Source organism: Marinobacter sp. UBA5687 (genome assembly GCF_002420325.1).
Classification (GTDB): Bacteria; Pseudomonadota; Gammaproteobacteria; order Pseudomonadales; family Oleiphilaceae; genus Marinobacter; species Marinobacter nauticus.
Genome location: NZ_DIHV01000068.1, coordinates 49,819 through 63,262, shown reverse-complemented (window position 1 = coordinate 63,262; position 13,444 = coordinate 49,819). Strand labels below are relative to the sequence as shown.

Here is a 13,444-nt window from a genome sequence, read left to right as displayed (position 1 = left end):
ACGGCGGCGTAGTTGGCTGCCGTCCAGGCCCCCAGGGCAATCTGGGCAATGACCAGCAGCAAACCGCCGTACAGCCAGGGTCGGAGTCTTGCCAGGGATGCCGCCATCGCCGGTCGCGGCGCCTCACTTTCCCGTGCCCGCCGCCGGAGCCGCAGGGTCAGCAACAACAACAGGCTCAGGGTGGTAAATCCGCCCAGCAGATGCAGGGCCACCACCTGGGGCCAGAGCTTGAGGGTAACCGTCCACATGCCGAACGCGGCCTGCAACACGATAAAGCCGGCAATGAACAGCGGCAGTTTGACCGGAAGCCCCGCTCTGCGATTGCGCACCGAGGCAATGGCCAGCCCGAATACCAGTAGTCCCAGGGTACCGGCGGCGTAGCGATGGATCATTTCCGGCCAGCCCTTGGAGACATCCACCGGGGTCTCCGGGAAACGGGCATTGGCGATGGCGATGCGGGTTTCATCCTGGGGTACGGTCAGAAAGCCATAACAGCCAGGCCAGTCCGGGCATCCCAGGCCGGCGTGAACCAGCCGTGTCCAGGCACCGAGCATGATCACCACCACCGCCAGCAAACAGGCCAGGGTGGCCCAGAACGCCAGTTTCTTTGCTGTTGTCCGGGATTGCTCCGGAGACATCGCCGTCATACCGCAGGCCTCCCGTTAGCCAATCTGTGACAGTTTCAGCAGGTGCTTCAGATCTTTCAGCAGCTGTTTGCCGGTGTGTTCGCTGCCATAGTGCATCATCACATTGCCAAACGGGTCGATCAGCAGGATTCTCGGTTGCTGCTCCGGGTTGATCCCGGCGGGCCATGCCGATGTCTTACCAGGGGCCGGTTGCAGGCGCTCCATCAACTGGTACTCATCGGACCAGCGCCGCTCCAGATCCGCCGGTACCGTGCCCAGATAGGCGGCACGACCAACACGCGGCGCGTTCTTGCCAAGCGCAACGTTAACCTGGCGAGCCAGATACAGCAGCTGCTCGCAGTCTTCCGCGCAACGCTCCGAGGCCACCAGCATCAGCCATTTCGGGTCGGCGACATCAACACCAAAGCGTGCCTGCAGGGGGTTCCCCGCAGCGGTTTGCAGATTCAGCTCTGCCACCGGCACCGGCGGTTGCACCAACTGCCCCTGATTGCTCTGACCGGTCGGGTTAAGCCAGCCGGTGTAAAACATGACCGTCGCCACCAGCATGGGGCCGAACCCCACCGCAAAGAGCAACATGGCGGTGCGCCGGCCCCGCCTGACCTGAGCCGGGCTCGGGCCATCAGAATGAGAGAGAGAGTCAGCCGTTGTCGTTGTCATTGTCGGCTCCTGCCTTGGGTCTTTCGCTGTCTTTTTTATAACTCGCCACCAGAGTCAATATAGTCAGTGCTACCGCCAGTGCAAACCATTGGGCGGCGTATCCGTAGTGCGTCTGCGGGCCCATCACATCCGGCGCCCGGTCCGCCCGGTATGCACCCGGCTGCTGGCTGTCGGCAAGGTGAACAATCATCGGGGCCGGCGTCTTACCCAACGCCCGGACACGGCTCTCAGGCAACGCCTGAATCCGTCTCGGCCAGCCGGGTGTATCGGGCTCCTGCGCCCCCAGCACCGGCGGTTCCGGATAGGCCGCCAGCCGGCCCTGAAGGGTGAACAGAGGCTCAGGCGTCAGCACTTCCGGTAGTTGCTCACGACTGGCCGGTGCCGGCACCCAGCCCCGGTTGACCACCACCAAAGGGCCTGAGAGCGGCTCAAAAAGCGTCAGGACTTCGTAACCGGCGCGGCCGTCCCGGGTCCGATTGTCCAGCAACCAGGTCTGCTCCCGGTACCAACCGGTCAGGGTGACCGGTTGGCCCTCCTGCCATCCATCTGCAGCCGCCACATCCTGCCAGTCCCACCCGGCGCTTTCTGAATTCCAGGTCCGCAGCAGACTGGTTTTTTCCGCGGCGCGGTTCAGCTGCCAGACGCCCAGACTGATCAGCAGAGGCAGAAAGACACCGCTGAAGACCAGCAGGCGCCAGTCGAACTGCCAGCGGCGGGAGCTGAAACCCACTTAGCGCCGCTCTGCTATAGTGAAGTAACAAACCGGGGCGTTGTTCCCGGCACCAGAATGCTCAACAGGCTGCGGACCTGAAACAACCGGATTCCTCATGTTAAAACTTGCCATTGTCGTACTGCTGTTCGCCGTCATTATCAGCCTGTTCAGCGGGCTGTTTTTCCTGATTCGGGACGGCGGTAAAACCAACCGTGTGGTGAACTCACTGGCGGTGCGGGTCTCGCTCAGCGTGCTATTACTGGCCGTGGTGCTGATCGCGCTCTGGACCGGCGATCTCACCCTGAACCCGACGCCCTGACTTCACCTGCCTCAGAGCACATACACGAACACAAACAGACCCAGCCAGACCACGTCCACAAAATGCCAGTACCAGGCTGCCGCTTCAAAGCCGAAATGATTGTCGGCGGTGAAATGGCCTTTGATGATCCGGACCAGCATGATGGCGAGCATCAACGTACCCAGCATCACGTGGGCCCCGTGGAAACCCGTTAACATAAAGAACGTGCTGCCATAGATGCCGGACTGCAGGGTCAGGTCCAGGTCCTGATAGGCGTGCATGTACTCGTACCCCTGTACGAACATGAACACCACCGCCAACGCAATGGTGGCTCCCAGCCACAGCTTCACCTTGGCCCGGTGACCCGCTTTCAGGGCATGGTGGGCAATGGTCACGGTGAACGACGAGGTTACCAGCAGGATGGTGTTGATCAGCGGCAGGCCCCAGGGCCCGATCACTTCCTTCGGGCCCGGGTAGGCCTCAGGGTTAGGGTTGTTGACCAGAGGCCAACTGGCCTGAAAGCCTTCCCACAGCATGTTGCTACTGCCTTTATCACCCTCGCCCCCCAGCCAGGGCACCACGAACATCCGAACGTAGAAGAGCGCACCGAAGAAAGCCGCAAAAAACATGACTTCCGAGAAAATGAACCAGCTCATCCCCCAGCGGAAAGATCGGTCCATCTGGTCGCTGTATAGTCCGGCCCGGCTCTCGCGGATAACGCTGCCGAACCAGCCGAACAGCATGTACGCCATGATCAGGGCACCAATCCAGAACATGATCCAGGAACCGGTGGTGCTTTCACCCTGGTTGCCGTTCACCATGATGGCTGCCGCGCCATACAGGGTGACCCCCAGGCCAACGGTAGCGACAATGGGCCACTTGCTCTGTTCGGGAACGTAGTAGGTCTGGTGATCCGCCATAGCTGTCTCCGATGGCTTAGCCGTTATTGTTGGTTGTTTTTGCTGCCCCGGCGGCACCCGATACTTCGGCCTTCTGGCTCTGGTCGTAAAGGGTGTAGGACAGTGTCAGCTTGGTGATGTGTTCCGGCAGTTCCGGATCCACGATAAACACCAGAGGCATTTCTGTGCTTTCGCCGGCTTCCAGGGGCTGCTGGTTGAAACAGAAACACTCGGTCTTGTGGAAGTACAGGGTGCCCTCAGCCGGGGACAGGCTCGGAACTGCCTGTCCGATCATGGCCTGGTCGCTGCCATTTTCGGCGTAGAAATTGACGGTCACCGGCTCACCGGGATGCACCTTGATGCTGCGGGTCACCGGCCGGAATTCCCAGGACATACCCGGGCCATTACTGGCCAGGAACTGGACCGTCACGGTGCGGTTGGCATCCACCTGGTTGGTGACCTGCGCTTCGTACCGGCCGCCGGTCTTGCCGTTGATACCGGTGATTTCGCAGAACACGTCGTACAGGGGCACCAGGGCAAAGCCGAAGGCAAACATACCGACCACGCCGGCCATGCACCAGGCAATCACCCGACCGTTGCTGCGTTTGCCGTGTTGCGGTTGTGGCTCTGCCATGGCGACCTCCCGGTTATTTCACTTCCGGCGGTGTCGAGAAAGTGTGATACGGCGCTGGTGAGGGCACCGTCCACTCCAGCCCTTCGGCACCATCCCAGGGTTTGGCGGTGGCCTTCTCGCCCCCTCGCACACACTTCACCACGATGAACAGGAACAGCAACTGACTGACGCCGAACATAAAGGCCCCGATGCTCGATACCATGTTGAAGTCAGCAAACTGCAGCGCGTAGTCCGGAATCCGCCGGGGCATGCCCGCCAGCCCCAGGAAGTGCATGGGGAAGAAAGCCAGGTTCATGCCGATGAACGACAGCCAGAAGTGGGTCTTGGCCAGGGTTTCGTCGTACATGTGGCCGGTCCACTTGGGCAGCCAGAAGTAGGCGGAAGCGAAGATGCCGAAGATGGCACCGGGCACCAGCACATAATGGAAATGCGCGACCACAAAGTAGGTATCGTGGTACTGGAAGTCCGCAGGCGCGATGGCCAGCATCAGCCCGGAGAAACCACCGATAGTGAACAGAATGATAAAGGCCACGGCGAACAGCATGGGCGCCTCGAAACTCAGGGAGCCCCGGAACATGGTGGTGACCCAGTTGAACACCTTCACCCCGGTGGGCACGGCAATCAGCATGGTGGCGTACATGAAGAACAACTGCCCGGCCAGTGGAATACCCACGGTAAACATATGGTGCGCCCAGACCACGAACGACAACAGGGCAATGGCACCCACCGCATACACCATGGAGGCATAGCCAAACAGCGGCTTGCGGGAGAAGGCCGCAACAATGTGGGAGATGGCCCCGAACGCCGGCAGGATCATGATGTAAACCTCCGGATGCCCGAAGAACCAGAACACATGCTGGAACAGCACCGGATCGCCACCACCGGAGGCATCAAAGAAACTGGTACCGAAGTTGATGTCCATCAGCATCATGGTCACCACGCCGGCCAGCACCGGCATGACCGCAATCAACAGGAACGCGGTGATCAGCCAGGTCCAGACGAACAGGGGCATTTTCATCAGGGTCATGCCCGGCGCCCGCATGTTCAGAATGGTGGCAATGACATTGATGGCGCCCATGATCGAGGACACCCCCATGATATGCACCGCGAAGATGAAGAACGTGGTGCTGGGTGGCCCATAGGTGGTGGAAAGCGGCGCATAGAAGGTCCAGCCGAAGTTGGGGGCGCCGCCCTGCATGAACAGGGTGGAGACCAGAATCAGGAAGGCGCAGGGCAGCAGCCAGAAACTCCAGTTATTCATGCGCGGCAGTGCCATGTCCGGCGCGCCGATCATCAAGGGCAGCATCCAGTTGGCTAATCCGACAAAGGCCGGCATGACCGCCCCGAACACCATGATCAGACCGTGCATGGTGGTCATCTGGTTAAAAAACTCCGGCTGCACAATCTGCAGGCCGGGCTGGAACAGTTCGGCCCGGATGACCATGGCCATGCTGCCGCCGAGCAGGAACATGGCAAAACTGAACATCAGGTACATGGACCCGATGTCCTTATGGTTTGTGGTCAGCAGCCAGCGGCTGATGCCTTTGGCCGGGCCGTGGTGATGTTCCTGGCTGTGGGTATCTGCAACCGCACTCATGAAAACCCCCGTTACCGCCTTCTGATGTGGCTGGTGATTGTTGTTATCTGGCGTTGATTACTGCTGGTTCTTGTAATCAAAAATTTCCTTGGGCGTGACCATATCGCCGGTGTTGTTACCCCAGGCATTACGCTCATAGGTAATCACCGCGGCCAGGTCCACTTCGCTCAGCTGGTTGCCGAACGCCTGCATCGCCGTCCCGGACTTGCCGTTCACCACAATGTCGATGTGAGCCGTCATATCCCCGGTCGCAATCGGGCTACCCTTGAGCGCGGGGAACGCCGGGGGGGCCCCGCTGCCATCCGCCTGGTGGCAGGCCGCACAGGCTGTGGCGTAGGCCTTCTCACCACGCTCCATCAGTTCTTCCAGAGTCCAGTCTTTCTGGGTCAGCTGGCGCTCTTTCTCGGCTGCCTCGCGCTGCTCCGCCACCCAGGCGTTGTATTCCTCTTCCGGCACCGCCTCAACCACCACCGGCATGAAGCCGTGGTCCTTGCCACACAGCTCGGTGCACTGGCCACGGTAAATGCCCGGCTCATCCACCCGAGTCCAGGTTTCATTGATAAATCCGGGGATGGCATCTTTCTTCACACCAAACTCCGGCACCCACCAGGAGTGGATTACATCATTGGCGGTCAACAGAAAACGCACTTTCTTGCCGACTGGAATCACCAGCGGGTTGTCCACTTCCAGGAGGTAGTTTTCACCCTTGGCCTGGCGGTTCTCGATCTGGTCCCGGGGTGTGGACAGGCTGGAGAAATAACCGAAATCTTCATTGATGTACTCATACTGCCAGCGCCACTGATAGCCGGTAATCTTGATATCCACTTCGGATTCGGTGGTGTCGTACATCTCCACCAGCGTTGCCGTGGCGGGAATGGCCATGGCCACGAGAATGGCAAAGGGAATAATGGTCCAGAGAATTTCGACCACCGTGTTCTCATGGAAATTGGCCGGTTTGGCGCCCTGGGATTTGCGATGGGCGAAAATGGACCAGAACATGACCCCGAACACCACCACACCGATGGCGACGCAGATCCAGAGAATGGTCATGTGAAGGCTGAAAATCTGATTACTGGTGCCGGTTACACCGGGCGTCATGTTCATGGTCCAGTCGGCCACGACCACAGCCGGTGACAACAGACCAGCGGCTAGGGCTACTGCCCGCTTGGCATGCACGCGCATACTGTGTCTCCACAGAGTGTTATTCTTGTCGGATTTTGCGTCATCCCTCCGAAATTTACCGATGGCACTCGCAACCGTCGGAAATCCCCGAGTGAAAGCCTGCTTATGGATACATCAAAATTGAGTATAGACACAGATCAAAAAAAGACTAAAAAATCCTTAAATCCAAATAAGATAAGTGCAGAGTTTTGAGAAGCATAAAGAATAAGCAGCGTGCGCCCGGCATCATTGACCGACGCCTGTGGGCACTGGCCTGGCCACTGATGCTGACCAATCTCACCGTGCCCCTGCTGGGCCTGGTGGACACCGCCGTGCTCGGCCATCTGCACAGTCCGGAATACCTGGGCGCGGTCGCCGTGGGCGCCAACCTGTTCAGCATTCTGTACTGGACCTTCGGCTTCATGCGCATGGGCACCACCGGTCTGGCGGCGCAGGCCTGGGGCAAACGGGATGCCTTTGCTCAGGTCGCGCTGCTATTACGCTCAATCCTGCTGGCCATCGGCATCGGGCTGTTACTGATTCTGTTCCACCAACCGTTGATCCGGATCGGTCTGGAGCTGATGAATCCCAGCCCTGAGGTGTCGGCTCTGGCCGCAGAATACGCGGCCATCCGTATCTGGAGTGCGCCCGCGGTGCTGTGCCAGTACACCCTGGTGGGCTGGCTGATCGGCACCCAGTTCCCCCGCGGCCCCATGGTGATGCTGATCATCGCCAACGGCATCAACATTGTGCTGGACGTGTTCTTCGTTACGGTACTGGGCTGGAACAGCCGGGGCGTGGCCATGGCCACCGTGATGGCGGAATACGGTGCTGCCCTGATCGGGTTTGCCATCGTGCTCCGGAGGATGCCGGAAGGCCAGCGACTGACCCGCGCGCTGTTCGGGCAGCTGGCAGACTACCTGACCATTCTGCAGGTGAACCGTTACATCATGGTTCGCACCATTGCCCTGCTGCTGGTACTGGCGTTTTTCACCGCTCAGGGTGCCCGGCAGGGCGATGTCATCCTGGCCGCCAACGCCGTGCTGATCACCTTTTTGCTGGTGATTTCCAATGCCCTGGACGGTTTCGCCAATGCTGCCGAAGCTTTGGTGGGTGAGGCCATTGGCCAGAACAGCAGGCGCCGGTTCCGCATGGTCTTCCTGAGCGCCCTGCGCTGGTCGATCTGGGGCGCGTTGTTGCTGACCGTTGCGTTCGTGCTCGGCGGCCGCTGGCTGATCAGCCTGCTGACCGGTCTGGAGGAGGTGCGAACTACCGCCTGGCAATACCTGCCCTGGCTCTGGCTGCTGCCATTTGCCTCGGTCTGGGGTTTTCTGCTTGATGGTGTGTTCATCGGCGCCACCCGCACCCGGGAAATGCAGAACACCATGCTGTTTTCAGCGCTGGCTGTGTTTCTGCCGGTCTGGTGGCTGACCACCGGGTGGGGCAACCACGGACTCTGGTTTTCGCTCATCACGCTGATGCTGGCGCGAGCCGGAAGCATGGGCTGGATGTGCTGGCGTTATACCCGCGAGGGCCGGTGGTTTGATGCACGCTGACGCCAGCTATACACACCGTAACCGTTAAATTTGCCAGTACAGGCAGCAAGGCAACAAATCTTGGCTACACTAGTCAGAAACGGCAGGCATGTTGCGGTAGCCAGCCCCTGCTTTCCTGCCTCCGGTTACTCCTTGATAGAACGGGAGGCGCCTTGCGACCTCACATTGTTCAGACTTCGGCATCTCCTGAAATGACACCACAGGCCGTCCTTGAAATCATCGATCAGGCAAGGCGCCAGGAAGCACGATCCGGCGCCTTCTTACGCCAGATGAAAGAGAAAGCCGCCCGGCTGCCGGGTTCGGTGGTGGTGGATGGCTATCAACCGGCAACGTCCCTGTTCCAGTTCGCGGTGGAATACATCGAGATGGCGCCCAGGCTGGTTGAATGTGTTGACGCCTGTGCCCGGGAAGCCGGTATAACCGAACTGTTCCAACCCTTCATTGATGCCGCTACCCGCTACTTCACCCAGCCCTCGGTACTGCTGGTCCGCTACGATGGCCTCGACGGGCTGCTCATACGCGCTTACCTGTGCCACCGGTTGATGGAAGAAATGCACGATAACAACCGCTCTACCCGCGCCAGCGAACTGATTGACCTGGAAGCCACCCGGGCCAACCTGTTGGTGCACGAGCTCATTGGTGAACCCTTCGCCAATGAGCTGGACGATGCCATTACCGTTACCGTACTCCAGATTGCCGGCACCCCGGATTACTACGACCTGGACCTGGAACCCTTCATCGACCAGGTCAATAACCAGGCCTGGGACTGGATGCGACAGTACTGGGAAAACCTGCTGGAGCGGAACCACATCCGCTTCGCCCTCGGGCCGTCGTGCTGAGTTTAATAACAACACGTCACTGAATTGCCTCCGGAAAACCAGTATTCTTGCCCTCCCGAACAACACTGAGGAGGCCAAACGTGCTGGATAATGCCGATCTTGGAAAACTGATTGTACGGCTGACACTGGGCGGGTTACTGCTGTTCCACGGCATCGCCAAACTGCTCAATGGCATTGGCTTTATCGAAGGCCAGCTGGCCAGCCATGGCCTGCCCACGATCCTGGCCTACGGCGTCTATATCGGGGAAGTCATTGCACCGCTGATGGTGATTCTCGGATACCAGACCCGCATTGGCGCCCTGATCATTGTCTTCAACATGATCGTTGCCATCGCCCTGGTGCATGGCCATCAGCTGTTGACCCTGAGCAGCAATGGCGGCTGGGCGCTGGAACTTCAGGGCTTCTTCCTGTTCACCGCACTGGCGCTGATTTTCCTGGGGCCGGGTCGGTACAAGCTCAAGAACTGAGGTCAGCCGGTGGTGGGCGCAACCGCTTTCGGGTGCCAGACCACCACCCGGTTACGCCCATCAGACTTGGCGGCATAGAGCGCCTCATCGGCGCGGCGAATCAGTTCCTGACAATCGGATTGCCGGTTGGGGGTCAATGTCGCCACACCGAGACTGATGGTCAGGCTGACCGGCGACATGTGCTCGCCGCTGTTGACCGGCGTTCGGGCGACCGACAGCCGCATCCGTTCCGCCACTTGCTGCGCGCCGGCTACATCCGTGGTGGGCAGCAGAATGGCGAACTCCTCACCGCCGTAACGAGCCACCAGGTCCCCAGAGCGCTGGACTTCATCGGACAGAATCGAGGCCAGCGCCACCAGGCAATCGTCCCCCACCAGATGACCGAAGCGGTCGTTCACCTGCTTGAAGTGGTCAATATCCAGCAGAATCAGGCTCAGTTCATGCTCGTGACGCAACGCCCGGTTCCACTCGGTTTCCAGTTTCTCATCAAACCGGCGCCGGTTGGCGACGTGAGTCAGGCCGTCGGTCAGGCTGATGGCCCGCAACTGCTCGTTTGCCTGCTCCAGCTCCTCGGTGCGTTCCCGAACCCGGGATTCCAGGGTCAGGTTGGCCTGGCGCTGTATGTCCAGGGCATGCTCCTGGGCCTTTTGCCGGCGCCGGCGCTCCATGTTGATCCGGTAGGCCAGGGCAAACGACAGCAGAATCACCTCAACCGCCACCCCGGCCTGGGGCGCCAACTCGGTAAACGGACTGCGCGGAATCCAACCCAGCTTGCTGACCGCCAGCACCAGATGCCCCAGCAGCAAGGGCGTCCAGGCAAGTACATAAAAGCCGCCCAGGATCTGGCCCCTGCGCCAGACATTGATACCAATCAGCCAGGCCACCGGGGTCGCGAACGCAGCCAGACTGCTTATCCAGATAATGCCCACCTGGTAAGAACCGAGGAAACCATAGATCAGACCCAACAGGTTGACCGCCAGCAGTGCCTGAAGAATCCGATAACCCCAGCGCGAGTAACTCTTGACCAACAGGAATTTCATGGTGAAAACAATGGCCGCAATCAGCGCGGCACTGACCACCGGCACAGTGAAGTAACGGTTGATCCACGGCACGTCAGGCCAGAACCACTGGAACAGCAGGCCATTGAAGTTGAGCTGCACGGCACCGGAACAGACAACTGTCAGCACATACCAGAGGTAGGTCTGGTGGCGGACAATCAGGAACAGAAACAGGTTATACAGGGCCAGGGCGACCACGATTCCCAGGAACATGGTCTGCCAGCCATAGGAAATCTGCTCGTTGGCAAGAAATTCGGCGGACGGTGTGACCGCGACGGGAACCTGAACGGAGCCCTGGGTCTGCACACGAATCCAGGCGGTGACCGGCTCGGTATTGGACGGCACCAGAAAGACGAAATTGCGGTGCACAATTGGCCGGCTGTCGAACGGCCGGGTATCCCCGGTGTGATGGGATTCGATAATCCGGCCATCCAGTTCCCAATACACCGACACTTCATCGAGCAGGGGATAACCCACTTCCAGAACCCGGTTGGCGGGTTGCGCCGGTACCCGTACCTGCAACCAGAATTCGTCGTCACTGAATCCCCGGTTCAGGGTCTGGCCTGCGGGAACCGTCTGCCACTGGTCAGGCCCGATGGCACGGACTGCCTCGACATCCCTGGCCCCCTGAGGTACTGACAACCATTGAAAGGACACGGGCTCGGCGTGGGCAGCAGTGAAGGCCAAGCACAGCAGCAAGGTAACGAATATGCCTGTTATGCGGGAAATGCGCCCGTTCATTCTTGTCTGTAATTTCCGGCCCGAGGTGCTTGAACTACACTGTTGTGTTCTGATGGGGAACACCATAACCCTAGTGCTTCACAAACAGTGTAGACGGATATCCCGCTCAAGTCCGGCAAAATTAAGGGGTAAGGCCCCGCTACCACCAGAGAGGAAGACATGCCCGAACGCAGACACACGGTTCAGCCCGGCCGCTACCGGCATTACAAGGGGAAGGACTACGAAGTGATCGGCGTGGCCCGCCACAGCGAAACCGAAGAGCCGCTGGTGGTCTATCGTTGCCTGTATGGCGACTATAGTTTGTGGGTTCGCCCCCTCCCCATGTTCCAGGAAACCGTCGACGTCGCCGGCGAACAGGTTCCCCGTTTCATGCGGGTTGAGGACGAGTAACGGTTACACAACCGTTTTGACTGCGGCGGCCATTTCCTGCACATTAGCGCACTTTTCGTGCTGCCGGCGCCCAAAAGGTGCCGGTATACCCTCGATTCCTATCCGGAGTTTGCCATGAATGCCGTAGTTGCCGCGGTACTGATCATGCTCGTACTGAGCCTGTGCCGCATTCACGTTGTTGTTGCCCTGATCATCGGCGCCATTTCCGGTGGCCTGGTGGCGGGCATGTCCCTTGAAGAGACCATCAATGCCTTCAATACCGGCCTGGGCGGTGGTGCCACCGTGGCCTTGTCCTATGCCACCCTGGGCGCGTTTGCCGTCGCAATCGGAAAATCGGGGCTGGCCCACGCCCTGGCCGACAAGGCCCTGGCCATGGTGGGCCGGCAGGATGAAGGGGGCGCTGCCACCGGCATCCGGTTCATGATCATCGGTCTGCTGCTGGCCATTGCCGTATCGTCCCAGAACATCCTGCCGATTCACATCGCCTTCATTCCGCTGGTCGTGCCGCCACTGCTGTACGTGATGGCGAAGTTGAACATGGACCGCCGGCTGGTGGCCTGCGTGCTGACCTTCGGCCTGATCACGCCTTACATGTTCCTGCCGGTAGGCTTCGGCGGTATCTATCTGAACGAGATCCTGCTGGCCAATGTGGCCGACAACGGCGTTGATGCCAGCAACCTGAACGTCATGTCTGCCATGGCGCTGCCGGCCCTGGGCATGCTCCTGGGCCTGCTGGTTGCGGTCTTCTTCAGCTACCGGGGCGGTCGCGGCTATGACCTCAAGCGTATCGAACAGACCGAGCGTGTGGATGTGAAATACAGCCCCAGAACGCTGGTGATGGCGCTGGTCGCCATTGCTGTGGCGTTCGTGGTGCAACTCTGGCTGGGCTCCATGATCCTGGGCGCCCTGGCCGGCTTCGTGCTGTTCAATGTCTCTGGCGTGGTGAAATGGAAAGAAGCCGACGACCTGTTCACCGAAGGCATGAAAATGCTGGCCATGATCGGCTTCATCATGATTGCCGCCAACGGCTTTGCGGAAGTGATGCGGGAAACCGGCGAAATCGCCACTCTGGTGGAAGGTTCGGTCGCCGCCATAGGCGAGAACAAGGCGCTGGCAGCATTGCTGATGCTGGTGGTGGGCCTGTTGATCACCATGGGCATCGGGTCATCGTTCTCGACCATCCCCATTATCGCCGCCCTGTATGTGCCACTGGCGCTGCAACTGGGCTTCAGCCCCCTGGCCATCGTGGCCCTGGTGGGTACGGCGGGTGCTCTGGGTGATGCCGGCTCTCCGGCATCAGACTCCACTCTTGGCCCCACCGCCGGCCTGAATGTGGATGGCCAGCACAACCATATCTGGGACACCGTGGTGCCCACGTTCCTGCACTACAACCTGCCACTGCTGGCCTTCGGCTGGCTGGCCGCCATGGTGCTCTGAGGCACCGGCAACACCCTCGGTTTGCCACCGGCCAAAGACGGCCAGGCAAGCCGGGGGATCAGTCTTCTGAACCGGACTTGAAGAACACCACCTGTTTTACCGTGTGATCATCCTTGTTGTCGCGCTTGTTCACCCGGGTCTCGATCTCCGGTGCCGCCGGCTGCTCCTGATCGGACATGGCATCGGTAAAACCGCATGCCACGCATTCGCGCACCTGCTCACCGTCGTCATCGGTAAACATCATGATCTTGTCCATCTCCGCACAACGGGGACAGACAGCACCGGCGATAAAGCGTTTCGGACTCGTCATAACTCAACTCCAGATAAGTCACCCGATGGCCAGTACGACCA

15 protein-coding genes are annotated in these 13,444 nt (G+C 59.8%); 6 read left to right on the top strand and 9 right to left on the bottom strand.

The window, feature by feature from the left end; translation table 11 throughout:
* The 3 genes from B3Y70_RS07535 to B3Y70_RS07525 form a co-directional block, all read right to left on the bottom strand.
* A partial coding sequence (locus B3Y70_RS07535) for a COX15/CtaA family protein (protein ID WP_288589520.1) occupies positions 1-647 on the bottom strand: 647 nt, incomplete at its 3' end.
* 15 nt (positions 648-662) lie between these two features.
* Complete coding sequence (locus B3Y70_RS07530; protein ID WP_273030897.1) at positions 663-1,304, bottom strand: hypothetical protein; 642 nt, start codon at positions 1,302-1,304, stop codon at positions 663-665.
* The gene (locus tag B3Y70_RS07525) at positions 1,285-2,034 is read right to left on the bottom strand and encodes an SURF1 family protein (RefSeq protein WP_011783647.1); all 750 of its coding nucleotides are present in this window, start codon (positions 2,032-2,034) and stop codon (positions 1,285-1,287) included. Before B3Y70_RS07525 ends, B3Y70_RS07530 begins: the two co-directional genes overlap by 20 nt.
* Positions 2,035-2,131: 97 nt before the next feature.
* Between B3Y70_RS07525 and B3Y70_RS07520 the strand changes: the two genes are divergently transcribed.
* Positions 2,132-2,335: a twin transmembrane helix small protein gene (locus B3Y70_RS07520; protein ID WP_011783646.1), complete on the top strand. Its 204-nt coding sequence runs from the start codon at positions 2,132-2,134 to the stop codon at positions 2,333-2,335.
* 11 nt (positions 2,336-2,346) lie between these two features.
* Here B3Y70_RS07520 and B3Y70_RS07515 read toward each other — a convergent pair whose 3' ends face one another.
* Genes B3Y70_RS07515 through coxB form a run of 4 tightly spaced genes read right to left on the bottom strand, consistent with a single transcriptional unit; the run spans position 2,347 to position 6,626 of the window.
* Positions 2,347-3,234 (bottom strand): cytochrome c oxidase subunit 3, encoded by an 888-nt coding sequence (locus B3Y70_RS07515; RefSeq protein WP_011783645.1) that lies wholly within the window; start codon positions 3,232-3,234, stop codon positions 2,347-2,349.
* Between the two features lie 16 nt (positions 3,235-3,250).
* Positions 3,251-3,847, bottom strand: coding sequence for a cytochrome c oxidase assembly protein (locus B3Y70_RS07510; RefSeq protein WP_141066718.1), 597 nt, complete (start codon positions 3,845-3,847; stop codon positions 3,251-3,253).
* Positions 3,848-3,860: 13 nt separating this feature from the next.
* Positions 3,861-5,444 (bottom strand): cytochrome c oxidase subunit I, encoded by a 1,584-nt coding sequence (ctaD, locus tag B3Y70_RS07505; RefSeq protein ID WP_014420041.1) that lies wholly within the window; start codon positions 5,442-5,444, stop codon positions 3,861-3,863.
* Between the two features lie 57 nt (positions 5,445-5,501).
* The gene (gene coxB, locus B3Y70_RS07500) at positions 5,502-6,626 is read right to left on the bottom strand and encodes a cytochrome c oxidase subunit II (RefSeq protein ID WP_014420040.1); all 1,125 of its coding nucleotides are present in this window, start codon (positions 6,624-6,626) and stop codon (positions 5,502-5,504) included.
* A 188-nt stretch (positions 6,627-6,814) separates the two neighbouring features.
* Between coxB and B3Y70_RS07495 the strand changes: the two genes are divergently transcribed.
* The 3 genes from B3Y70_RS07495 (at position 6,815) to B3Y70_RS07485 (ending at position 9,467) form a co-directional block, all read left to right on the top strand.
* Positions 6,815-8,161, top strand: coding sequence for an MATE family efflux transporter (locus B3Y70_RS07495; protein ID WP_226610210.1), 1,347 nt, complete (start codon positions 6,815-6,817; stop codon positions 8,159-8,161).
* Between the two features lie 191 nt (positions 8,162-8,352).
* The gene (locus B3Y70_RS07490) at positions 8,353-9,000 is read left to right on the top strand and encodes a hypothetical protein (protein ID WP_031211724.1); all 648 of its coding nucleotides are present in this window, start codon (positions 8,353-8,355) and stop codon (positions 8,998-9,000) included.
* A gap of 80 nt (positions 9,001-9,080) precedes the next feature.
* The gene (locus tag B3Y70_RS07485) at positions 9,081-9,467 is read left to right on the top strand and encodes a DoxX family protein (RefSeq protein WP_014420036.1); all 387 of its coding nucleotides are present in this window, start codon (positions 9,081-9,083) and stop codon (positions 9,465-9,467) included.
* Positions 9,468-9,469: 2 nt separating this feature from the next.
* Here B3Y70_RS07485 and B3Y70_RS07480 read toward each other — a convergent pair whose 3' ends face one another.
* Positions 9,470-11,266, bottom strand: a complete 1,797-nt coding sequence (locus B3Y70_RS07480; RefSeq protein WP_288589515.1) for a sensor domain-containing diguanylate cyclase — start codon at positions 11,264-11,266, stop codon at positions 9,470-9,472.
* Between the two features lie 159 nt (positions 11,267-11,425).
* On the opposite strand from B3Y70_RS07480, the gene B3Y70_RS07475 reads away from it, so the two are divergent.
* Both B3Y70_RS07475 and B3Y70_RS07470 read left to right on the top strand, forming a co-directional pair.
* Positions 11,426-11,656: a DUF1653 domain-containing protein gene (locus B3Y70_RS07475; protein ID WP_153739718.1), complete on the top strand. Its 231-nt coding sequence runs from the start codon at positions 11,426-11,428 to the stop codon at positions 11,654-11,656.
* A gap of 114 nt (positions 11,657-11,770) precedes the next feature.
* A complete protein-coding gene (locus B3Y70_RS07470; RefSeq protein WP_153739717.1) occupies positions 11,771-13,093 on the top strand; it encodes a Na+/H+ antiporter family protein in 1,323 nt (440 codons plus the stop codon).
* A gap of 58 nt (positions 13,094-13,151) precedes the next feature.
* On the opposite strand, the gene B3Y70_RS07465 is transcribed toward B3Y70_RS07470, so the two are convergent.
* The gene (locus B3Y70_RS07465) at positions 13,152-13,403 is read right to left on the bottom strand and encodes a YheV family putative zinc ribbon protein (protein ID WP_153739716.1); all 252 of its coding nucleotides are present in this window, start codon (positions 13,401-13,403) and stop codon (positions 13,152-13,154) included.
* Positions 13,404-13,444: the final 41 nt, after the last annotated feature.

Bases quoted from the DNA above. Each gene is read 5' to 3' on its own strand.
- B3Y70_RS07465 (WP_153739716.1), bottom strand. From the start codon at position 13,403: ATGACGAGTCCGAAACGCTTTATCGCCGGTGCTGTCTGTCCCCGTTGT.
- ctaD (WP_014420041.1), bottom strand. From the start codon at position 5,444: ATGAGTGCGGTTGCAGATACCCACAGCCAGGAACATCACCACGGCCCG.
- B3Y70_RS07490 (WP_031211724.1), top strand. From the start codon at position 8,353: ATGACACCACAGGCCGTCCTTGAAATCATCGATCAGGCAAGGCGCCAG.
- B3Y70_RS07475 (WP_153739718.1), top strand. From the start codon at position 11,426: ATGCCCGAACGCAGACACACGGTTCAGCCCGGCCGCTACCGGCATTAC.
- B3Y70_RS07515 (WP_011783645.1), bottom strand. From the start codon at position 3,234: ATGGCGGATCACCAGACCTACTACGTTCCCGAACAGAGCAAGTGGCCC.
- B3Y70_RS07530 (WP_273030897.1), bottom strand. From the start codon at position 1,304: ATGACAACGACAACGGCTGACTCTCTCTCTCATTCTGATGGCCCGAGC.
- coxB (WP_014420040.1), bottom strand. From the start codon at position 6,626: ATGCGCGTGCATGCCAAGCGGGCAGTAGCCCTAGCCGCTGGTCTGTTG.
- B3Y70_RS07470 (WP_153739717.1), top strand. From the start codon at position 11,771: ATGAATGCCGTAGTTGCCGCGGTACTGATCATGCTCGTACTGAGCCTG.
- B3Y70_RS07520 (WP_011783646.1), top strand. From the start codon at position 2,132: ATGTTAAAACTTGCCATTGTCGTACTGCTGTTCGCCGTCATTATCAGC.
- B3Y70_RS07510 (WP_141066718.1), bottom strand. From the start codon at position 3,847: ATGGCAGAGCCACAACCGCAACACGGCAAACGCAGCAACGGTCGGGTG.
- B3Y70_RS07480 (WP_288589515.1), bottom strand. From the start codon at position 11,266: ATGAACGGGCGCATTTCCCGCATAACAGGCATATTCGTTACCTTGCTG.